Annotated in this window: 21 protein-coding genes; 10 read left to right on the top strand and 11 right to left on the bottom strand. The window is 61.7% G+C overall.

All coding sequences use genetic code 11. The annotated features are described in order from the left end of the window. Positions 1-42 precede the first annotated feature (42 nt). Complete coding sequence (locus BH682_RS27445; protein ID WP_075834749.1) at positions 43-1,335, top strand: MFS transporter; 1,293 nt, start codon at positions 43-45, stop codon at positions 1,333-1,335. Here the strand turns inward: BH682_RS27445 and BH682_RS27440 are convergent. Further along, positions 1,310-2,323 carry an ABC transporter substrate-binding protein gene (locus tag BH682_RS27440; protein WP_223304471.1) on the bottom strand — a complete coding sequence of 338 codons (1,014 nt, stop codon included), beginning with the start codon at positions 2,321-2,323 and terminating at the stop codon, positions 1,310-1,312. The two genes, BH682_RS27445 and BH682_RS27440, sit on opposite strands and share 26 nt — an antisense overlap. Before the next feature lie 88 nt (positions 2,324-2,411). Between BH682_RS27440 and BH682_RS27435 the strand changes: the two genes are divergently transcribed. Beyond that, positions 2,412-3,239 carry a transglutaminase domain-containing protein gene (locus BH682_RS27435; protein WP_065351574.1) on the top strand — a complete coding sequence of 276 codons (828 nt, stop codon included), beginning with the start codon at positions 2,412-2,414 and terminating at the stop codon, positions 3,237-3,239. Between the two features lie 12 nt (positions 3,240-3,251). Continuing rightward, a complete protein-coding gene (locus BH682_RS27430; RefSeq protein ID WP_063315501.1) occupies positions 3,252-4,046 on the top strand; it encodes a 2-phosphosulfolactate phosphatase in 795 nt (264 codons plus the stop codon). On the opposite strand, the gene BH682_RS27425 is transcribed toward BH682_RS27430, so the two are convergent. The 4 genes from BH682_RS27425 to BH682_RS27410 all read right to left on the bottom strand — a co-directional run bounded on the left by BH682_RS27425 (position 4,001) and on the right by BH682_RS27410 (position 7,207). Then, a complete protein-coding gene (locus tag BH682_RS27425) occupies positions 4,001-4,798 on the bottom strand; it encodes an ABC transporter permease (protein WP_075834744.1) in 798 nt (265 codons plus the stop codon). The two genes, BH682_RS27430 and BH682_RS27425, sit on opposite strands and share 46 nt — an antisense overlap. After that, positions 4,795-5,736 carry a daunorubicin resistance protein DrrA family ABC transporter ATP-binding protein gene (locus tag BH682_RS27420; RefSeq protein ID WP_007730361.1) on the bottom strand — a complete coding sequence of 314 codons (942 nt, stop codon included), beginning with the start codon at positions 5,734-5,736 and terminating at the stop codon, positions 4,795-4,797. Before BH682_RS27420 ends, BH682_RS27425 begins: the two co-directional genes overlap by 4 nt. A gap of 14 nt (positions 5,737-5,750) precedes the next feature. Further along, positions 5,751-6,626, bottom strand: coding sequence for a DUF4097 family beta strand repeat-containing protein (locus BH682_RS27415; protein ID WP_075834742.1), 876 nt, complete (start codon positions 6,624-6,626; stop codon positions 5,751-5,753). Between the two features lie 65 nt (positions 6,627-6,691). Then, positions 6,692-7,207 (bottom strand): toxin-antitoxin system HicB family antitoxin, encoded by a 516-nt coding sequence (locus BH682_RS27410; protein WP_007730367.1) that lies wholly within the window; start codon positions 7,205-7,207, stop codon positions 6,692-6,694. 131 nt (positions 7,208-7,338) lie between these two features. Here BH682_RS27410 and BH682_RS27405 point away from each other — a divergent pair, with 131 nt between their 5' ends. Beyond that, entirely contained in the window at positions 7,339-7,935 is a 597-nt protein-coding gene (locus tag BH682_RS27405) for a CHAP domain-containing protein (RefSeq protein ID WP_030536161.1), read from the top strand. On the opposite strand, the gene BH682_RS27400 is transcribed toward BH682_RS27405, so the two are convergent. Further along, positions 7,926-8,696 carry an acyl-[acyl-carrier-protein] thioesterase gene (locus tag BH682_RS27400; RefSeq protein ID WP_075834740.1) on the bottom strand — a complete coding sequence of 257 codons (771 nt, stop codon included), beginning with the start codon at positions 8,694-8,696 and terminating at the stop codon, positions 7,926-7,928. The two genes, BH682_RS27405 and BH682_RS27400, sit on opposite strands and share 10 nt — an antisense overlap. Before the next feature lie 124 nt (positions 8,697-8,820). Here BH682_RS27400 and BH682_RS27395 point away from each other — a divergent pair, with 124 nt between their 5' ends. Together BH682_RS27395 and BH682_RS27390 are read left to right on the top strand one after the other, a co-directional pair. Next, a complete protein-coding gene (locus tag BH682_RS27395; protein ID WP_007730375.1) occupies positions 8,821-9,165 on the top strand; it encodes an ArsR/SmtB family transcription factor in 345 nt (114 codons plus the stop codon). Next, complete coding sequence (locus BH682_RS27390) at positions 9,165-9,836, top strand: cation transporter (protein ID WP_190287600.1); 672 nt, start codon at positions 9,165-9,167, stop codon at positions 9,834-9,836. The genes BH682_RS27395 and BH682_RS27390 overlap by 1 nt, the downstream gene beginning before the upstream one ends. A gap of 54 nt (positions 9,837-9,890) precedes the next feature. On the opposite strand, the gene BH682_RS27385 is transcribed toward BH682_RS27390, so the two are convergent. Next, positions 9,891-10,043 (bottom strand): cyclase/dehydrase, encoded by a 153-nt coding sequence (locus BH682_RS27385; protein ID WP_065456526.1) that lies wholly within the window; start codon positions 10,041-10,043, stop codon positions 9,891-9,893. Positions 10,044-10,318: 275 nt separating this feature from the next. Between BH682_RS27385 and BH682_RS27380 the strand changes: the two genes are divergently transcribed. Continuing rightward, positions 10,319-10,735 carry a DUF7144 family membrane protein gene (locus BH682_RS27380; RefSeq protein WP_003943077.1) on the top strand — a complete coding sequence of 139 codons (417 nt, stop codon included), beginning with the start codon at positions 10,319-10,321 and terminating at the stop codon, positions 10,733-10,735. 95 nt (positions 10,736-10,830) lie between these two features. Here the strand turns inward: BH682_RS27380 and BH682_RS27375 are convergent, their stop codons facing one another. Beyond that, entirely contained in the window at positions 10,831-11,043 is a 213-nt protein-coding gene (locus tag BH682_RS27375) for a hypothetical protein (RefSeq protein ID WP_003943015.1), read from the bottom strand. A 258-nt stretch (positions 11,044-11,301) separates the two neighbouring features. Between BH682_RS27375 and BH682_RS27370 the strand changes: the two genes are divergently transcribed. Genes BH682_RS27370 through BH682_RS27360 form a run of 3 tightly spaced genes read left to right on the top strand, consistent with a single transcriptional unit; the run spans position 11,302 to position 14,387 of the window. Beyond that, the gene (locus tag BH682_RS27370; protein ID WP_007730384.1) at positions 11,302-11,961 is read left to right on the top strand and encodes a GAP family protein; all 660 of its coding nucleotides are present in this window, start codon (positions 11,302-11,304) and stop codon (positions 11,959-11,961) included. 15 nt (positions 11,962-11,976) lie between these two features. Continuing rightward, complete coding sequence (locus tag BH682_RS27365) at positions 11,977-12,690, top strand: GAP family protein (protein ID WP_042451601.1); 714 nt, start codon at positions 11,977-11,979, stop codon at positions 12,688-12,690. After that, a complete protein-coding gene (locus BH682_RS27360; RefSeq protein WP_075834736.1) occupies positions 12,687-14,387 on the top strand; it encodes a SulP family inorganic anion transporter in 1,701 nt (566 codons plus the stop codon). The genes BH682_RS27365 and BH682_RS27360 overlap by 4 nt, the downstream gene beginning before the upstream one ends. Here BH682_RS27360 and BH682_RS27355 read toward each other — a convergent pair. The 3 genes from BH682_RS27355 to BH682_RS27345 all read right to left on the bottom strand — a co-directional run bounded on the left by BH682_RS27355 (position 14,379) and on the right by BH682_RS27345 (position 19,052). Continuing rightward, positions 14,379-15,200 carry a hypothetical protein gene (locus tag BH682_RS27355; RefSeq protein ID WP_003942972.1) on the bottom strand — a complete coding sequence of 274 codons (822 nt, stop codon included), beginning with the start codon at positions 15,198-15,200 and terminating at the stop codon, positions 14,379-14,381. The genes BH682_RS27360 and BH682_RS27355 overlap by 9 nt on opposite strands. A 14-nt stretch (positions 15,201-15,214) precedes the next feature. After that, the gene (locus BH682_RS27350; RefSeq protein ID WP_075834734.1) at positions 15,215-17,914 is read right to left on the bottom strand and encodes a helix-turn-helix transcriptional regulator; all 2,700 of its coding nucleotides are present in this window, start codon (positions 17,912-17,914) and stop codon (positions 15,215-15,217) included. A gap of 175 nt (positions 17,915-18,089) precedes the next feature. Continuing rightward, the gene (locus BH682_RS27345) at positions 18,090-19,052 is read right to left on the bottom strand and encodes an asparaginase (RefSeq protein ID WP_007730395.1); all 963 of its coding nucleotides are present in this window, start codon (positions 19,050-19,052) and stop codon (positions 18,090-18,092) included. Between the last annotated feature and the right edge of the window lie 10 nt (positions 19,053-19,062).

Below are 19,062 nucleotides of genomic sequence, written 5' to 3'. Positions count from 1 at the left end.
CAGATTTCCACAGAACGCCGTGCGGGCAATAGTCTTCTGATCGTGGTACTCAGTGAGCGTTTCCCCGGTAACAAGACCTTCGCGAAGGTTCGTGTCCTGCCGCCGGTGGTGAAGCTGCTCCTCCTCTCGATGGTGCTGTTCAACATCGGGTTCTATCTGGTTGTCCCCTTTCTGGCGGTGCACCTTTCGGAGGACCTCGGATTTGCGGCCTGGATTGTCGGCCTCGTCCTCGGATTGCGGATGTTCAGTCAGCAGGGCATGTTCTTCATCGGTGGAAGCCTCGCCGACAGGTTCGGCAAGCGTCCGATCATCCTGCTGGGCATAGCCGTTCGTGTAGTCGGTTTTCTGATGCTCGGTCTGGCAGAAAGCATGAGCGCCGTGATCGTCGGCGTGCTCCTGGTCGGCTTTGCTGCCGCGCTCTTCGCGCCCGCAGTGGAGTCGGCCAACGCGGAGTACGGACGCGAACTCGAGTCCGCCGGAGTTATGCGTCGTACCGATTTGTTTGCAGTGGAACAGATGTGCAGCCGCCTGGGAACAGTGATCGGTCCGGCGCTGGGAGCTGCTCTCCTGATGTTTCCGTTCTCGTGGACGGCGTCGAGCGCCGCGTTGCTCTTCGCGATCATGTGGGTCGGGTTCTTCATCTGGTTCCCCCGACCGGGCGATGCCCACGACGGCCCGGTGTCGACCTATACGCTGCGCGACGTCTGGCGAAGTGTCCTGACCAACAACAACTTTCTGCTCTTCGCGACGCTCTGCAGTTTTCAGCTGGTTGCGTACAGCCAGCTGTACCTGATGCTTCCGGAACAGCTCGAGCGCGGAATCGGTTCGCAGTCGGCGCTGGGATGGTTCTACGTGGGCGCGGCGGTGTTGGTGATCGTCGGGCAGGGACCGACGGTCGCGGTTGCCCACCGCATCGGGCATCGGCGCGCGATCACCTTCGGGCTTGTGCTCATTTCGGTGTCGTTCCTGGTTCCGCTGGTCACCGGCGTCGACTCCGCAGCTTCGGCGTCGACGCAGATAGTCGGTCTGGCGGTGTGGATCGGGCTGCTGCACCTGGGACAGATGTTGATGGTGCCGCCGATGCGAGACACCATCGCGATCCTCGGTCGTGAAAGCAACCTCGGAGCGCACTTCGGCATGCTCAACACGATCGGCGGTCTGCTCGCGCTCCTGGGAACCGTGGGAGTCGGATTCGCGTACGACCTCGTCGACAACGGCCACGCAGCGCCGGCGTCACCATGGGTGACCGTTGCGCTCTGCGTGGCCGTGTCGGCTGTGGTGTTGTGGGTGTGGTCAGGCCGAACGAAAGTTATCGACCCGCGATCGTCTGATTGATCTTTGCGACGAAATCTTCCAGCACAAACGGAATGGTGAGCGGGTTCGGCATGGACACCGCGTCACTGACGATGGGGTCCAAGCTGATCAGGCCTCCGGTCTCGACCACGTTCAGATTGGTGAACGCCGGCTGCGACTCCATCTCGGCGCGAGCCTTCTCGTAGTTGTCGAAGAGCAGGTAGTCGCACTCGAGAAGGTCGTAGTTCTCGGCGGAGATCTCGTAGTTCAGCTTGCCCGCGAACCGGTCCTTCAGTGCGGCAGGCGCCGTGAACCCCAGTTGCGTGAGCAGCTGAGCGCGCGCAGCCTCGGGGCTGAACGCTCGAAGATTTCCATCGCTCCAGCGAATGACGAGAGCTGCTGTCTTGCCTTCGAACTGGGGGTTCTCCGCGCGGGTGCGAACGATGAGGTCTTCGACTTCCTGGACCTCCTGCTTTGCCTGCGCGGGAACGCCCACAGCCGTACCGATACGGGTCGTGACTTCCTGCCAGGGCAGAACCCAATCCGTCTGATCGGCGGCGTGCAGCACCGTCGGCGCGATGGCGCTGAGCTGCTTGTACAGATCCTCGTCGATCGCGTTGTTGACGGCGATGATCAGGTCAGGCGCTGCAGCCACGATCGTTTCGATGTCGAAATCGGTGGTGGCGTTGGCCAATGGCGTCGGCTCGGCGCCCTGGACTGCGGAGTCGGCCCAGACGCCGATTCCGTCGTCGGTCGATCCCTTCCACACCGGGACCAGGACGGGCGTCAGCCCGAGGGAAAGCAAAACGTCCGCGTCGCCGATACCGACCGCTGCGATGCGGCTGGGTGCCTGCTCGATGGTGGTGGAGCCGAACTTGTGGTCGATCGTCACCGGGAAGGCGTTGACCTCGGCGTGAGCACCTTCGGTGCCGGGAGTGGATTCGTCTTTCGCACTGTCGCCGCAGGCAGCAAGGGCGAAACCGGCTGCTGTTGCGAAAGTGACGGACAGCATGGCACGGCGGTTCAACATAGGGTTCACGGCAACCTCGGGTTTCATGGTTATGGGACCCTAACCATAGTGGAGTTGCTGTGTCGGCAGTGTTTGTTAACCTCCGCCCATGACGGCGGTTCTCGACTACACATCAGCAGGATCGTTCACCCGCATCGACGGGGTGGACATGCTCGCCCTCGAGTCGCTCCCCACCGACCCCATGCAAATATGCCGGGTAGTGCCGTACCTGGTGGTCCAACCCACCGATGCTCAGTCGCTGAATCTGCCTGCCGACCGATTCGACGAAAACCAGATCCGGCCGGCAAGCGTTCTGCTTCAACGCCTGCTTGCGCTCGATCCGGCACCGGTGACCTCCGCCCGAGAACCCGACAAGCGGCTCGTCGGAACCTGTCGGCACTTTGCTGTTTTGAGTTGTGCGTTTCTGCGCTATCGCGGAATTGCCGCTCGCGTCCGCTGTGGTTTTGCCACCTACTTTCAACCGGGACAGGGCGTGGACCACTGGATCACCGAGTACTGGGACGACGCCGGCAAGCGGTGGATCCGCATCGATTCGGAGATCCTCGGACAAAACGTCCTTCCTCACGCCCATGATCTGCAGCCGGGAGAATTCCTCAGTGGTGGTGAGGCGTGGCTGGCGTATCGACGCGGCGTGATCGACGGGTCCCAGTTCGGGGTGTACGGCACCGAGAACTGGGGGCCGGCCGAGATCCGCGGCAACGCAGTGAAGGATCTTGCCGCGATGAACAAGGTCGAAACTCTGCCGTGGGACGAGTGGGGTCGTATGACGGACGCCTACGACGGAAAGACAGGCGCCGACTACGACCTACTGTTGGACGATGTCGCCGCGGTGTGCGCCGCCGACGATCCCGTTGCCGTGCGAGCACTGTACGAGCACGATGACTTGCGCGTGCCGGACAAGCTGATTCGTTTCTGAGATGCTGGTGCGATGAATCCGGAGCATCGCCAACTCGATTACGGACTTCGATTCGACTGGGGGTTGCGCGGCGCCGAAGCGATTGCTGCCGGCGTCGATGTGGCAGTGGTGGTAGACGTTCTCTCGTTCACGACGACGCTGAGCGTTGCCGCCGACGCGGGAATCGACGTACTTCCCTTTTCCTGGAATGACGAGCGCGCGTTCGATTACGCGCGTGATGCCGATGCGGTCCTGGCGGTGAGGCGAAGCGTAGCCGCGGAGGGTCAGATCAGTCTGTCTCCCAAGACGATTCGCGAAGCCGAGGTGCCGAGTCGGCTGGTGCTGCCGTCGCCGAACGGGTCGACTATCGCGTTTGCGTTGGCATCTCAGGTTGCGGTGTGTGTCGGCGCTTCGTTGAGGAACGCTTCCGCCGTCGCTGATTGGATTGTGCACGAACATGGTTCGAGATCGAGGGTTGCGATAGTCGCGTCCGGTGAAAAGTGGCCCGGTGGAGAGTTGCGTCCGGCGGTGGAGGATCTGTGGGGCGCCGGTGCGGTTGTCACGGCGTTGACCGTGACTGGTTGGGAAGGGTCCCCATCGCCCGAGGCGCAGATGGCGGCGACTGCCTGGACGGCGGTGTCGGATTCGTACGAGGAATGGTTACGGGACTGCGCCTCAGGGCGCGAGTTGATCGTCATGGGGTTTCCACACGACGTCGCCATCGCCTCGGAACTCGACGACAGCGACACCGTACCCGTTCTCGAAGATCGTGTGTTTCGAGGTCAGCGCACCGGGCGTCGGTTGAACAAACTCCGTGCCCAGAGGTAGGAGAGGAAGGTGATTGCGACGCACCATCCGATCGCGAGTATCGCGTTGTTTCCGATGGCTTCGCCGAGAAGAAGTCCTCGAAGAGTCTCGATGATCGGAGTGAACGGCTGATACTCGGCGAACCATCGCAACACGGTCGGCATCGAGTCGGTGGGGACAAAGCCGCTTCCCAGGAACGGCAAGAGGATCAACACCATTGGAAGGTTGCTGGCCGTCTCGACACTCTTGCTGACGAGGCCGAAGGCGACCGACAACCAGATCATGGCGATGGAGACCAGGACGAGGAGTGCAAACGTCGCGGCCCACTCCACGAAGCCTGCAGTGGGCCGGAAGCCGACGGCTATCGCTACGGCGATGACGACAACGAGGCTCACGATCGTCTGAAGGAGGCTGCCGAGAACGTGACCGGTCAGGACGGACGTGCGCGTGATCGCCATCGTTCGGAATCGTGCAATGATCCCGGCGGTCATATCGGTTGCGACGGAGATGGCAGTACCTTGTGCCGCTGATGCCACGGTCATCAGAATGATCGCCGGTGCAACGTAATTGACGTACTCGGCTCGACCGCCACCGCCACCGCCGGGGCCGAGGCCGTTCCCGAGCGTTCCGCCGAGCACGTAGACGAACAGCAGTAGGAAAACGACTGGCATTCCGACGAGCATCACCGTCATCGACGGATATCGAAGGATGTGTCGAATGCTGCGACGCAGCATGGTTTTCGAGTCCTGATAGGCAAGCGTCATGGTGGTCATCGCGCGTCGGTCCTTTCGGTGGCGGTCAGAGTCAGGAACACGTCGTCCAGGTCGGGTGTGTGCACGGAGAGTTCCTTGACGTCGATCGAGTGAGCGTCGAGTTGGTCGAGAAGAGAGCGCAGCGAGCGGACACCCCCGTCGCTGGGGACCTGGAGGACATAGGCGGCATCGTCACGTGATGATTCGTCGAAAACAGCTGCAGCAGAATCGAGCTGATCTCGGTCGAAGAAGTGAAGACGAATGTGGCCGCCGGGGATGTGCCGTTTGAGTTCCGCTGCCGTACCTTGGGCGACGATCCGTCCCTGATCGAGGACGGCGATGTGGTCGGCCAGTTGATCAGCTTCCTCGAGGTACTGGGTCGTGAGGAAGATGGTGACACCGCCCTCGACCAACTCCCGGATGATCTGCCACATGGTGCGTCGGCTCCGGGGGTCGAGGCCGGTGGTGGGCTCGTCCAGGAAGATGATCTCCGGTCGTCCGATCAACGTCATTGCCAGGTCGAGCCGTCGACGCATGCCGCCCGAGTAGGTCGACGCCAGCTTGTCCGCGGAGTCGATCAGATCGAACTTCTTCAGGAGTTCTTCAGTGCGCGTTCGACGTTCGTCCTTGCCGAGATGGTGCAGGTCGGCCATGAGGAGAAGGTTTTCCTCACCGGACAGATAGTCGTCGACTGCTGAGAACTGCCCGGTGACGCCGATGCGCGAACGCACCGCGTCGGGATCGTCGGAAGGGTTGTACCCGGCGATGCGGATGTTGCCGCCGTCTGCCGGAACGAGGGTCGAGAGAATTTCCACGATGGTGGTCTTGCCGGCGCCGTTGGGGCCGAGGAGCGCAAAGACGGTTCCGCGGTCGACGGAGATGTCGATTCCGTCCAGTACCGTCTTGTCGTCGTAGGCCTTCTTCAGGCCCGTCGCGGTGATGGCTGGTTTACGGGACATCAGCGTTCCTTTCGCTAGATCTTCTTGTTGGATTCTTCTCGGGGCTCCGAACGTCGAATGACGATGTCGCCGTAACTGGTGTGTGCCCGGACGTCTACCCGGCGTTCAGTGGAAGCCGGACCGTGCGTGGCATTCATCTGGTTGTCGACGCGGCCGAAGGACGTATGAGCGTCGAATCGTGCGGCGGTTCCGGATCGAACGCCGATATGGATTCGCCCGGCGGCCGTCTTGGCGGATACGACTCCACTCTCGATGGTCTCGAAACGGATGTCGCCGTTGGCGGTTGCGGCGCTCGCGTCGGATTCGGCGTGCTCGACGGCGACACTGCCGTTGGCGGTCTTCGCCTTCAGTGCGCCGGTGATCGTGCCGATGTTGATGTCGCCGTTGGAGTTCTTGACCTCCGCGTTGCCGTCGACGCGGCCGATGCGGATGCTTCCGGACCCGGTGCTCGTGTCGATGTCACCGGCCACGTGCTCGACGATGATCGCGCCGGCCCCGGTGCTGACGTTGAGCGGCCCGGTGGTTTCCAGTGTGCAATCGCCCGCGGAAACCTTCACCCGTGATCGTCCGAGAGTGCCTTCGCTACGGAGGTTGGCAACTGCGGCAGTGCCTTCGAGTTCCGAGCCGGAGGGAAGCTGAACGGAGATGTCCACAGATCCTGTCTTCCCGAAGATGCCGAGGCCGCGCTGTTTCGGAGTCTTGATCTGCAGCCGGCCACCTGCGAATTCGACGCGCGTTTGTTCGGCGACTCGAACGTCGACCTCGCGAGACGAGTTGCTGGGCAACACTTCCACGACAGTGTCGTTGCGGCTGCTCGCCGTGATCCGGATTTGTGCGACTGCCACGTCGAAGTTCAAGGTGATGGGGTCAGGTGTGCTGAATGTAGGCATGGTGATACTCCCGATGAGGTTGTCTCGGTTGATGAAAGAGGGTGGTGCGAAAGATGAAGCCGGTGTCAGTGCACCCAGCCGCTGAAGCTTTCGGAACCTTGGGACGTGCGCTGTCTCGGAGTGCTTCTGTTCGCGCCGCCTTCCAGAGCCGTTGCAGCCGAGCGAACCAGCCACGCGTTGACGGAGATACCGGCTTCCCGGGCCGCCGCCTCGATCCGGTCTTTGAGGTCTTGCCCCAGCCGCAAGTTGATTCGAGTCATCGAGGCGTCGTCGGACTCCGTGACGGGGCGCGGTGCCGGAGTCGGGTCCTCTTCGACGGGGGCTGGAACCGGTTCACTGATGGCTGGTGCCACCACGAATTCGGGTTCGCGTCCCCGCAGGCGCAGGTCCACCGAACCCGGGGCGAGGTCACGCGTGATCTCGGCGGCTGCCGCAGACAATGCGTCGAGAAGGGTGAGTCGCACTGCTGATTCCAGCGGTGCGGTCAAACGATCGGCGAGTGCCTTTGCGTCTTCTCCGCCTGCTTCGGCCGCCACCGCGAGTTCGTGGCGAAGGTTGTCTACGTACGGTGTCAAGTCCATGGCATCACTATGGCACCACTTTGGTGCCACCGCAATAGTTTGGTGGCACATTCGTGTGAATTTGGTGAGAATTGCCAGGTCATCGGGGTGGTTGGCGATTCGGTCCGCGGCAGGCTGGCACACTCGTAAGGGTGAGTCCTGCCGAATCGAACCGCCGACGCCGCATCGTGCTCTGGATTGCCGGGGTGCTCGGCGTCGTGATCGTGGTTGGGGTGGTGGTGGTCGCGATCGCACCATCGCGGTACCTGCCCTGGGACACGGCTGAGTTCCCGGCGGTGGACGCGAGTGCGCTCACGTCTGATCAAGGTCGGGTGCTCGAGCTACTGCAATCCGAGCATGAGCAGGACCGTCCGGGCACCTTCTATTCCGACGGCATCGACGAAGAGTGGTGCGCCGACTTTGTCAGCTGGATCATGAGGGAAGCGGGTCGACCGTTGTCCAACCCGAACTCCGGAAGTTGGCGCATCCCGGGGGTGTACACCTTGCAGGAGTATTACCAAGGGATCGGCGCGTACGCCGAGAACGGCAGCGGGTACACCCCGAACGTGGGTGATGTGGTGATCTACGACAGTTCGAGATGGGTCGGTCAGCACACCAACATCGTTGTGGCAGTGGACGGCAACTCTGCGATCACGGTTGGCGGCAACGAGTTCGGCAAGGTGCGGGTTCATGATCTGGACTGGCAATCCGACTCTGCCGTCGTGGGATTCGGAAAACTTCACCCCTGATCGCTGTTCTTCGGAGTCAAGGCGAACCACCGCGCCGACGCACGTGCCTCGTCGCCTGCGTCGATGTGCAGCGTGTTCGTGCCGGTTCGCACGCTCACCTGCTCACCTCTCTTGATGGGCTGGGTGTACTCGAGGATCGCGCGAAAGGGCCCGCTTCGTAATCTGTCGGGCAGCGCATCTTCCACGGGCTGCCAGTAGATTGCGTTGTTCACGTGATCGAAGGGGTCGAAATCGCTCGAGCGCAACGGGAACGGCGTATCCGCTGACGGCGTCGTGTCCGGGGTCGGGTCGATCCACCGACGCCAGTGAAGATGCTGGTCCACGGCCGTTGATGCCAGGGCAGCGGTGAACTTCTCACTGATGGATGCCGGCATTCCCGTCTTCGGGTCGATGTTGATCCAGAACGCCTCGGTTTCGATCAACCCGCCGCCATCGGATCTGATGCGAACTCGCATCGAACACCACTTGTTCGACAGGCCTGAACACCAGCGCTGTAGGTGAACTCGATCCGGCCAGACGACCGGTTCGAGTACATCGATCACCGTTCTTCGTACCATCCACAGCGGGTGTGTATCCATGGCGCCGCGGTCGACGAGATTGTCGAAGCCCGCGTCTTGGAGGTAGCGCGCGATCGCGTCGAGGCGCAGTTGTTTGTCGGTGTGGATGTCACCCGTACGCACCGGCCACGAGGCCTGGAAGATGCTTCCGGTTGTCGGTAGTTCGGCCATCGCTACGTGGTCGTCGACTTTTGTACGGTTCATCGGATGTGGGCTCCCGGTGTTCGCTTGGTTGGGTGGCTTCACGCTTGCGTTACCCGATGGTGGGATCTTGAACCATCGGAGTTCATCGTTTTCTGAATCCAGTTTTCGATGTACTGTCGCACGTATGGATATCGAGGGCGTAGATGTGGTGACCAACGTGGCGGTGCTTGCGAGGTTCGGGCATGCACTGTCCGACGAGACTCGGACACGGATACTGCTCGAACTGAAGACCGCACCGCGGTATCCGTCCGACCTCGCTGAAACGCTGGCTGTGACCAGGCAGAAGCTGTCCAACCATCTGGCGTGCCTGCGCGGTTGTGGCTTGGTGGTGGCCGTCCCGGAAGGGCGCCGGACCAGATACGAACTCGCCGATGTACATATCGGTCGGGCCCTCGACGACCTGCTCGGGGTCGTACTCGCGGTGGATCCGTCGTACTGCCCGGACAGCGAATCAGAGGGGTGCTGCTGATGGTTGCGCCCGTTGACGGTGTCGGGCTCTCGACTTACCGGCGTGCGCTCTTGTCGAGAAGAATTCGCATCTTCGTGGCGATCACGATCAGCTACAACGTCGTCGAAGCGATCATCGCGCTGGCGGAGGGCACACGGGTGTCGTCCGCAGCACTGTTCGGTTTCGGCCTTGATTCGGTGATCGAAGTGTCCTCGGCGGCAGCTGTTGCCTGGCAGTTCTCGGCGCCGGATCCGACGAGCCGTGAGAAGACGGCACTGCGAGTGATCGCATTCTCGTTCTTCGGGCTCGCTGCGTACGTCTCGTTCGACGCGATTCGGTCGCTGTTCGGTCTGGGGGAAGCTCAGCACACGAGCGTCGGAATAGTATTGGCTGCGGTGAGTTTGGCGATCATGCCGGCCCTGTCCTATGCGCAACGCCGAGCCGGTCGGGAGTTGGGTTCGCTGTCGGCGGTCGCGGATTCGAAGCAGACGCTGCTCTGCACTTACCTCTCTGCTGTCTTGTTGGTCGGTTTGCTGCTCAACTCGCTGCTCGGCTGGTCGTGGGCGGATCCGATTGCGGCACTGGTCATCGCCGTCATCGCGGTGAAAGCAGGCATCAACGCGTGGAAGGGTGATCCGTGCTGCCCGGTTGTGGCTGTGCCCGAGAGCGGTGACGAGTGCGACTGCTGCTGAGTGAACACAGGTTTTGTCGAGTGAGCACTCGCTGCGGTGCGTTAGAGCGGGTGTTCACTCGATGAAAGGCGTGCCGACTTCTGCGCGGCCCTTGATGTGCGCGGCGCGTTGCTCGAGAAGGCGCCGCAGATACGGGCCGACAGCCAACCTCAGTGCCAGGTGTCCGAGCACTCCGAAGGGGGCCGTAACCGTGAAGCGGTCATGCATCCGCGTCCACCCACCCGGCTGAACGTCGAAGACGTGCCGGAGAGCGATGACGAGTGCGACTACTGCTGAGTGGGCACAGGTTCAGCTGAGTGAACACCCCCACAAGTACGCCACAGCCTGTGTTCAGTCGAGGAAAAGGGTGTCAGGCCTGGTTTGCGATCCCGGCAAGCGGGTACGGGTCGGTGACCTGCGGTTCATCCGCGACGGGTGATGTTTTCGCCTTCCAGCCCCTCGAGACTGAGTAAGGGAAGTGCATTCTGTCGAAAGGAACGCTGATGACTGCTCCACCGCGGGAACCCGCGAATCACCCTGTCCGGCAGGGTTTCGCGGTAGGTACGACGTTTGCAGCAGCAATTCTGCTGCTCACCGCAGGCATTGTCGCTCTGCTTCAGGGCATCGCGGCCGTTGCCGACAACAATCTGTTTGTCGTGGGTATCAACTACACGTACAAGTTCGACATCACGACGTGGGGTTGGATCCACATCATCTTGGGCATCATCGGGATCGTGGTGGCCCTCGGCCTCTTCACCGGTGCAGTGTGGGCCAGGGCGGCGGCAATCGTCATTGCGTCGCTCTCGATCATCGCCAACTTCTTGTGGATGCCGTATTACCCACTGTGGTCGATCCTGGTCATCGCGCTCGATGTCGTTGTGATCTGGGCGGTCGCGACCTGGGACAGGGACAGAGTCTAGGCACCGAACAACCCGAGAGCAGTTGGTCCCGACCGAGTCGACTCGGTCGGGACCATCGCTCGTGCGTGGGACATTTCGACAGGGTGTGGCTCGGATCAGTCTGGGAGTCGACGCATTTCGGCGACGGTCAGGCCGAGGGAATCGAGACGGGCCATGATGCTCCGCATAGCCGTGTGGTCCGCGACGGGTCCGTACAAACTGGTGAACCCGCCGGCCGCACTGGCGACACTGAGTTCAGGAAATGCGGCCTTGACGCGGTCCGACACTTCGCCGTCGATGAGGAATTGATACCGAGTGGGAGCATTCATCAGTATCCGCTCCATTTCGTAGGGCCATGAGGTTCGAGAAGGCAGCGCTCCGAGCCTCGAAATCGCATGTCGTCAAGTGCAATCGGCGTCGCTGCCCGATCCAGGACTCCGCATCCGTGAGATCCAGTCTTACTCGCGTACGCGCTCGGGGCGTCATCCCCTACGGGTGAATGTCGTCGCGGGTCCGTTCATCCCTTTTGTGTGAGGCTCCGTAGAGTCGCCACCCCTAGTGTCGACCGGGAGAGAGAAGAGGTCGGCATGGGATCTGTCATCGGGGATCTGTTACCCCTCGCGGTCGGCGTTGCGGTATCGCCGATCCCGATCATCGCGGCAATCTTGATGTTGTTGTCCAAGCGTGCCGGCAGCACGAGCGTCGGGTTCGCGCTGGGCTGGATACTGGGAATCGTCGTCGCCACCGTGATCTTCGTGCTTCTGTCCAGCAAGCTCGGTGACTCCGAAGGTGATCCGTCAGCGACAGTGTCGTGGATCAAGCTGGCGTTGGGTGTATTGCTTCTTGCGTTCGGAGTCAAGCAATGGCGCGGACGCGGAGGCGAGCACGAAACCCCGAAGTGGATGCACGCCATCGATGACATGACCGCTGTCAAAGGCCTCGGCTTGGGCTTCGCTCTGGCTGCGATCAATCCGAAGAATCTGATGATGTGTATCGCGGCCGGAATCTCGATCGGATCCGCGTCATTGGGCTCCGGAGAAGTTGTTGTCGCCATTCTGGTTTTCACGATCATCGCGGCCTGCACAGTGTGCGTGCCCGTGATCGGCTACCTCGTTGCCGCGGAGCGACTGCGTGGTCCGCTGGCCAAGCTGAAGGTGTGGTTGCAGGAAAACAACGCCACGGTGATGAGTGTGTTGATCCTGGTTATCGGTGTTGTTCTCATCGGCAAGGGCATCGGCGGTCTCTGACAACTGGAGGTAGTTATGGGATCGCTGCTACTGCAACAGATCCCGCTGGCGCTCGGGATCATCATGAGCCCGCTGGCGGTTGTCGCCGTTGTGGCCGTACTGTTTTCCGAACGAGCGCGTATCAACAGCATTGCGTACCTGATCGGGTGGTATCTCGGAATAGTTGTCGCGCTGGCCGGTTCGTACGTCATCTTGACCGCACTCCAGGTTCATCAGCGCACACACCCTCCGCTGTGGGTGCCCATCATCCATCTCGTTCTCGGGGCAACTCTGCTGGCGGGTGCCTGGTTCGTCTACTCACGCAGTCGTCGCGGGGTTCAGGCGATGGCGGCTGCAGTTGCCCCTGGCGACGTTGTGGCTGCGGCCCCTCAGCTGCCGAAGATGCTGCAATCGGTTGAGCACTTCCAACCAATGCGATCCGGTGTGCTCGGTTTCGCGCTGTTCGTTCTCAACCCCATCGACATGTCGTGTGCCATCGCAGCAGCGATGAACCTTCGTCTCAGCACCGTGGCACCGACGTCGCAGATCGTCTCGGCCGTGATCTTCTCGTTGGTGTCCGTGACCTCGGTCGCGGTACCTGTTGCCCTCCTGCTGATCAAGAAGGACGAGGCAACCGAACCGCTGCTGAAGATCCGCACCTGGATAGCCACCAACACGCACTTGCTGAACGTCGGGCTCCTCGTCCTGATCGCGGCGATGCAGATCAGTAAAGGGGTGCAAGGACTATGAGTGCTCCGCACACGCGGACCTGGTGGGTCTTCGGATCGTTGTCCGACTATCAACGCGCTTGGCTTCGCCCCGACATCATTGCGGGCCTTACGGTGTGGGCTGTCCTTGTTCCGGAAGCGCTCGCGTACGCCACCATCGCCGGAGTTCCGCCGGTGGTCGGGCTTTATGCTGCGGTTCCGTCATTGATTCTGTATGCAGCAGCCGGCAGTTCGCGCCATCTGATCGTCGGGCCGATGTCGGCGACCGCAGCGTTGTCCGCGGCGATGATCGCGCCATTGGCTTCAGGAAACGACGGCCGATTCATCGCGCTGTCGGCGGCATTGGCGATCGTGACCGGGCTCGTCGGACTGCTCGCAGGATTCATGCGCCTCGGATTCATCGCGTCCTTCATCTCCGAGCCGGTTCTCAAGGGATTCATCGTCGGTCTGGCGCTCACGATCATCATCGGTCAAGTACCCAAACTCCTGGGCGTGGACAAGGGGGAGGGAAACTTCTTCGTCCAGACGTGGACAGTGGTGAAGGAACTGGGTGAGGTCGACCTACCGACCGTGATCATCGGATTGCTCAGCCTGGCAATGGTCCTGGGCGTCAAGCGATGGCTTCCGCTCGTACCGGGTTCGCTCCTCGTCGTGCTGCTGGGCATTACCGCAGTAGCGTTGTTCGGCCTCGACGATCGTGGCATCGACATTGTCGGACACATCGACGCGGGCCTGCCGTCGATGGGTCTGCCGAGTGGTGTGGGAGCCGAGGACTACCTCGACCTGGTCGGACCGGCGGTCGGCGTTCTGCTCATCGGTTTCGCCGAAGGTCTTGGCGCTGCAAAGACATACGCGGCCAAGGCCGGCTACACCATCGACGCCAATCGTGAACTGGCAGGACTGGGTGCGGCCAATCTCGGATCGGGTCTCTGCTCGGGAATGGTGGTCAACGGCAGCCTGTCGAAGACCGCTGTCAACGGAGGAGCGGGCGCCAAATCTCAGGTCAGCGGACTGGTGGTCGCGGCACTGACGCTGGTGACACTGCTGTTTCTCACCGGCCTGTTCGAGAAGTTGCCAGAGGCGACGCTCTCGGCTGTGGTCATCGCAGCAGTGATCGAACTGGTCGATTTCTCCTCTCTCGCAGCGCTGTACCGGGTGTGGACGAAGAGGTTGGGCAGTATCTACGGGCACGCTGCCCGGGCCGATTTCGCGGCGGCGATCGCGGCGATGTTCGGGGTTCTCCTCTTCGACACGTTGCCCGGTCTGATCATCGGAATCGCCGTCTCGATGTTGCTGCTCCTGTATCGGGTCTCCAAACCGCACGTGGCCGCTCTGGCCAAGGACGGCACGCGCTGGGTCGACATCAGTGGGCATCCTGATCTGACGACACTCGACGGCGTCGTAGTGGTCAGGGTCGAAGCGGGGATGTTCTTCGCCAATGCCGATCACGTGCGTGATCAGATCACCGGTCTGGTGACCGCCGGCACCACCATGGTCGTTCTCGACGCCGAGACGTCACCGTTCATCGACGTCAGCGCTGCGCAGATGTTGGCTCAGCTTCGAGATTCGTTGGCACGCAGGAATGTGAGCTTCCGAGTGGCACGCGACATCGGGCAGTTCCGCGACGTTCTGTCCGGTGCCGACCAGGGCGCGCTGAAGGTCGACGTCTATCCGACCGTCTCGCAAGCGCTTGCAGGTCGAGACAACACCTCAGCGTGATGTCCGTAGCCAGATTCCCAGGGGACCGGAATCTTTGGCCACTGATCCGACGATCGACGACGCGACAACCACGATGGCCGAGAAGATGAACAGCCAGCCGATGACGGTGAACATCACGCCCAGAAGACCGAACTCGTCCTGCGACGTCTTTGTCATTCGGGGGAGGAAAAGAGTGCCGGCCACGTGCAGTCCGGTCAGGCCCGTCGCGGTGAGCAATCCTGACCCGACGCACATTCGAGTGGTCATGCGATTGGCCGTCAGCAGCATGGGCACGGCTGTCCACACGAGTGCCCACACGACGTAGACCGCTGTGAATTCCAGGACTCTGCCCACTCCCGGAACGCCATTCAGTTCACGGCACAGGGCCGCACCGACCACCGACGCGGCCACGACGCACACTACCGCGAACCACCGCCACGCCTGACGGAGTGTCGCCGTCGGCACGCTCCAGATCCGTCCGTACATCCGGCCGAGAGCGCGAGCGTAGGACGTGGAACTGATCAGCAGCATGAGCAAGCCGACAATCCCGAACGCTGCCGCGGTAGAGGTACTGGTCAATACGGTGTCGGGGAGTTGGACGCCGAGGTCGTCTTTGGCGGCATCAGCCAACGGCTTCAGCTTCTCCAAGGTCGACGCTGCAATCATGACCGGGAGCAATGACGTAAAGGCCTGGGCCGCCAAAGTCATGGCGCTGTCCACGAGCCCGACTTCGAAGACCCCGATGGTTGCATCAGTCGCCAACCGTCGACTGGGTGTACGTCTCGCCCACACGGTCAATCGATCGCGCGTATCGGAATACAGCTTCGGGGGCATGGAAGCAGTCTTGCTCAGATGAGTCCGCCGCGTCGCGCAGCCTTGAGCGCGTCGCGTCGGTTGCTCACTTCCAACTTGCGATAGATCCCGCGAAGATGCGTCTTGATGGTGTTGACGGAAAGGAACAGCGTGTCGGCAATGGACTCGGTGGTGTCTCCGGAAGCCAGTTCACGGAGCACGGTGTATTCGCCTGGCGTGAGGATCGGTGCACTCACCAATTCTTGTGGGCGAATGCGGCTACGTACCTGTTCGGCAAATGCTTCCTGATCGCCGAAATGTCCACTGAACTCGTCGAACACCGGCCGCAGGGATGCGCCGTAGTCGAGGAAGGGGCGTAGCAGGCTACCGGCTTCCGCGGCGCGCAGCGCTTTGTGGAGGGAGCGAAACGACTTGCGCTCGTGACCTGTTGCAGCGTGGATCCCGGCTTCGAGTGTCCAGGCGTAGACGTGATGTGCGAGCAACGGGATTTCGGAGGACCCGAGAGCTTCGGAAACTTCGACGAGTGCTTCCGCGAACTTGTTGGACGAGAAGGCGACGGCACCCCGTGCGAGATGTATCTCCGACGTTTCTCCGAATTGATCGGCTGCGTCACGCACGAGTCTCGCTGCCCATTCCACCTCACCGACGGAAAGGCATGCGTGGACGACGGGTGGTAGAAGAGCCAAGGTCGCGAACGCGAAGGTACGTAATTCGATCGCGCTGAGCATCGCGTCGCGGACATCGGCGGCGGTCGAGCGTCGGTCGGTCGAGCCGTCGAGACTGTGAAGGCCGAAGGTTACGACGGAGTGCCACCCGAACACCGGCGCGCTGGCGCCGAGAACGTCTGTGCTCCGGTAGTTTCCGATTGTCGGGATGCGGTACGGGAGTTCGCTCGAAGCGCAGAGGTATGTGGCAAAGGCGGCCACCGACGCGGACAACTCGTACTCCGCAGTCGTCGTGATGCGATGTTCGACCGCGTAGTCGAGAGCGTAGACGGAGTGAGCCCTCATCGCCCCGATGTCTCCGCCGAGAGAAGCTACGTAGCCCAGTCCGGTCAGCGACTTCAAGACGAATCGCGCCCTGCCCCGTATTGTCCCGAGTGCGACGGCTTGAGTGTATTCGACAGTCGCCCTGTCGAACTCACGTCGCAGTAAGTGTGCCGTCGCCAATTCCATGTGTGCGTAGGCTTCGATGTCGGAGTGGGTGCTTTTCTGGCGCCGCTCCAGACGTGCCGCCAGCGGCTCGTTGTCGGAAGTCGCCGTAACGCAGGAGATTTCCAGGCTCATCGCCAGGAACAATGGATCTTCTGCAATCGGTGGATGAGTTGCCTCGAGAAGATCGAGGCACGTGGTCGCCGAGGTCACGTCACCGGAGTGGAGGGCGGCCGCCGCCAGCACCAGTCGGGTGATCGGGGATTCCGAAACCTGCGTCGACACCGATTCCAGGACTCGCACGACGTCCCCGCAGTGCCCGTCGAGTACGAGGCCCAGCCCGCAGCGTTCGAGAAACGCGAGAATGCGGTGTGGGTCTCCGATCGACACCTCGAGTTCGAGCGCCTCGAGTTCGAAGTGATTGCTTTCGAACCAGCTTGCTGCTCGCAGGTGTACGCGGTTTCTCTCGACGTGATCGACGCGACGGAACTCTGCCCGAAGGTGCTCGCGCAAGAGAGGGTGATAGCTGAACCACGTTGTGTGGTCGGCGGAATCGGTACGGGTCACGGGGAAGTTGAACTGAATCAGCGAGTCGATCTCGGATCGAGCGTTCGAGTCCGTCAGAGTTTCCGCCAGTTGGGCGGAGAAAGAATCGACTACCGATGTTCGCAACATGAACGAGGTGACATGTTCGGGCAAGGACGTCAGTACCTCGTCGACGAGAAAGTCGGCGATCGGGCGGGGTGTGTGCGTGAACTCGTCCAGCGCATCGCCGATGTCACTGCGGCCGGCCAGAAACGCGGCGGTCAGGCGAACGACGGCGCCCCACCCCTTGGTGAAGTTCTCGACGATTGCGAGTTCGTCGTCGCGCAGCGTGATGTCGTACTCGCCGAATATCGCGGTGATCTCGGAGCGATCGAAAGCGAGATCGGTGGATGCAAAGCGGGTGAGTCGGCCGTCGAGAGCCAGACGATGCCACGTGAGCGGTGGTTCGTAGCGGGCGGCAACGATAATCGACAGGTTGCCCGGGGTCTGTGTGAGTATCCGATCGAGGAGACCGATCGACATCGGATCGTGGAGGGTGTGAACGTCGTCGAGGATCAACGTTGTTCGGCGCTCGTGCGTTTCGAGGGTTTCCGCAAAGTGCGCGAGCCACTGCTCGACGGGCGGCCTGGATCCGGTCTGCACGGGGAGCCTCTGGCCGGCCGCATCGACGGAGGTCGCGATCGCCTCGGCGAGGGATTCACACAGTATCGACACGTTGTTGTCGCGCTCGGCCAACGTCAGCCAGGCCAGCGCAACATCAGGGGAGGCTCGAGAATATTCGCGAGCCCAATCGGCCAGAAGTAGGGTCTTCCCCGCACCGGCCGGAGCCGAGAGCAACCCGACAGGCCCGGGGCCTGAGCCTTTGGTGGCAGTGGATGCGGTGAGTTTGCGGTGCAGGCGCGGACGCGCGACCAGTCCTTTCACGGCAGTTGGCGGGTGAAAACGACCGTTGAGTGCGGCGCCTGGCACGTGCGCTTGCCCGACGCGGTGAGACGCGTCGAGCGTTACTGCAGCGGCATCACGAAATGGGCTGCTCATCCGACTCCTGTTCGACTGGCTGCACTGGACGTGACCGCTGGATCGAAATTTTGAACGAGTTAGATGATGTGAAACTACCCAATTCGGACACCAAATAAGCGTCCAAGTCGAAAATTCGGACCAAAGTCCCTGATTTAGTGGAGTGAATTTCGAACAATGAATGGTGTCGCCAGTTCTACCGCCCGAACGGCGGGGTGCGAGCAAACCTCGAATAGCGGTCGAATACCTTTTCCAGGCCCACGAGATCCGGATCTGACAACAAGGCTGCCAGAAGTACACGTGCCTGCCCGGCTCGAAGATCGGTGGAAAATACAGCGCCTGCGGCGATCAAGTCGTGCCCGCCACCACCGCCACCGTAAACCGGGGAGATTGGCCCCGAGGGCACCCGAGTTGTCACGGCTACCGGAATGTGAGCGCCGACGCAGTCTCGTACGGCCTCGACTATCGTCGGATTGGCATTTCCCGAACCGAGTCCGTCGAGAACAAGTCCCTGCGCCCCGGCGTGCACGCAGGCGTCGATCTGTACGCGGTCTGCCCCGGGATACACGGCGATGATGTCGACGCGGGTGTCCGAAATCGGATGCCACGGCAATGGTTCGGGAGTGCGCAGCAGGAGCGGATCGATGTGCACGCGGCGGAAGGCATCGAGTGCCGTCGTATCGGACTTTCGCGTACCTGCGGCTGGATGGACCGAACCGCCGAAGGCGATGAGGACACCACGCCCGTGTGACGAGATGTCCAGTCCGGCTGAGATCGCCGCGGCGAGATTCGAACGAGCGTCGGATTCGGGATGGTCGAAAGTGCGCTGCGCGCCGGTGAAGACCACCGGGCGTTGGTCGTCGTGGTGCAGGTCCAACAAGAACGCAGTTTCCTCCATCGTGTCGGTGCCGTGAAGCACGACCACCGAGTCGAGTCCGGGATCTTTCAATTGATCGGCTACGGCGTCGCGAACACGATCCATGTCCGCGAAGGTCATGCTCGAGCTGTCCTTCGACATCACGTCGACGACTCGAAGCTCGATGTCGGTCTGCTCGTTGCCGACCAGATCTGCACCGGTGATTGCGGGCCGGCTGATTCCATGCGCATCCCGGGTGCTGGCGATGGTGCCACCGGTAGTGACAACTGCGACTTTCGACACTGTGGTCCTT

This window comes from Rhodococcus sp. YL-1 (genome assembly GCF_001942025.1).
Classification (GTDB): domain Bacteria; phylum Actinomycetota; class Actinomycetes; order Mycobacteriales; family Mycobacteriaceae; genus Rhodococcus_F; species Rhodococcus_F qingshengii.
This window is presented reverse-complemented; position numbering and strand designations above follow the sequence as displayed.

Excerpts from the sequence above, each read along its gene's own strand:
- BH682_RS27440 (WP_223304471.1), bottom strand. The coding sequence starts at position 2,323 with ATGTTGAACCGCCGTGCCATGCTGTCCGTCACTTTCGCAACAGCAGCC.
- BH682_RS27435 (WP_065351574.1), top strand. The coding sequence starts at position 2,412 with ATGACGGCGGTTCTCGACTACACATCAGCAGGATCGTTCACCCGCATC.
- BH682_RS27430 (WP_063315501.1), top strand. The coding sequence starts at position 3,252 with ATGAATCCGGAGCATCGCCAACTCGATTACGGACTTCGATTCGACTGG.
- BH682_RS27425 (WP_075834744.1), bottom strand. The coding sequence starts at position 4,798 with ATGACCACCATGACGCTTGCCTATCAGGACTCGAAAACCATGCTGCGT.
- BH682_RS27420 (WP_007730361.1), bottom strand. The coding sequence starts at position 5,736 with ATGTCCCGTAAACCAGCCATCACCGCGACGGGCCTGAAGAAGGCCTAC.
- BH682_RS27415 (WP_075834742.1), bottom strand. The coding sequence starts at position 6,626 with ATGCCTACATTCAGCACACCTGACCCCATCACCTTGAACTTCGACGTG.
- BH682_RS27410 (WP_007730367.1), bottom strand. The coding sequence starts at position 7,207 with ATGGACTTGACACCGTACGTAGACAACCTTCGCCACGAACTCGCGGTG.
- BH682_RS27400 (WP_075834740.1), bottom strand. The coding sequence starts at position 8,696 with ATGAACCGTACAAAAGTCGACGACCACGTAGCGATGGCCGAACTACCG.
- BH682_RS27395 (WP_007730375.1), top strand. The coding sequence starts at position 8,821 with ATGGATATCGAGGGCGTAGATGTGGTGACCAACGTGGCGGTGCTTGCG.
- BH682_RS27390 (WP_190287600.1), top strand. The coding sequence starts at position 9,165 with ATGGTTGCGCCCGTTGACGGTGTCGGGCTCTCGACTTACCGGCGTGCG.
- BH682_RS27385 (WP_065456526.1), bottom strand. The coding sequence starts at position 10,043 with ATGCATGACCGCTTCACGGTTACGGCCCCCTTCGGAGTGCTCGGACAC.
- BH682_RS27380 (WP_003943077.1), top strand. The coding sequence starts at position 10,319 with ATGACTGCTCCACCGCGGGAACCCGCGAATCACCCTGTCCGGCAGGGT.
- BH682_RS27375 (WP_003943015.1), bottom strand. The coding sequence starts at position 11,043 with ATGAATGCTCCCACTCGGTATCAATTCCTCATCGACGGCGAAGTGTCG.
- BH682_RS27370 (WP_007730384.1), top strand. The coding sequence starts at position 11,302 with ATGGGATCTGTCATCGGGGATCTGTTACCCCTCGCGGTCGGCGTTGCG.
- BH682_RS27365 (WP_042451601.1), top strand. The coding sequence starts at position 11,977 with ATGGGATCGCTGCTACTGCAACAGATCCCGCTGGCGCTCGGGATCATC.
- BH682_RS27360 (WP_075834736.1), top strand. The coding sequence starts at position 12,687 with ATGAGTGCTCCGCACACGCGGACCTGGTGGGTCTTCGGATCGTTGTCC.
- BH682_RS27355 (WP_003942972.1), bottom strand. The coding sequence starts at position 15,200 with ATGCCCCCGAAGCTGTATTCCGATACGCGCGATCGATTGACCGTGTGG.
- BH682_RS27350 (WP_075834734.1), bottom strand. The coding sequence starts at position 17,914 with ATGAGCAGCCCATTTCGTGATGCCGCTGCAGTAACGCTCGACGCGTCT.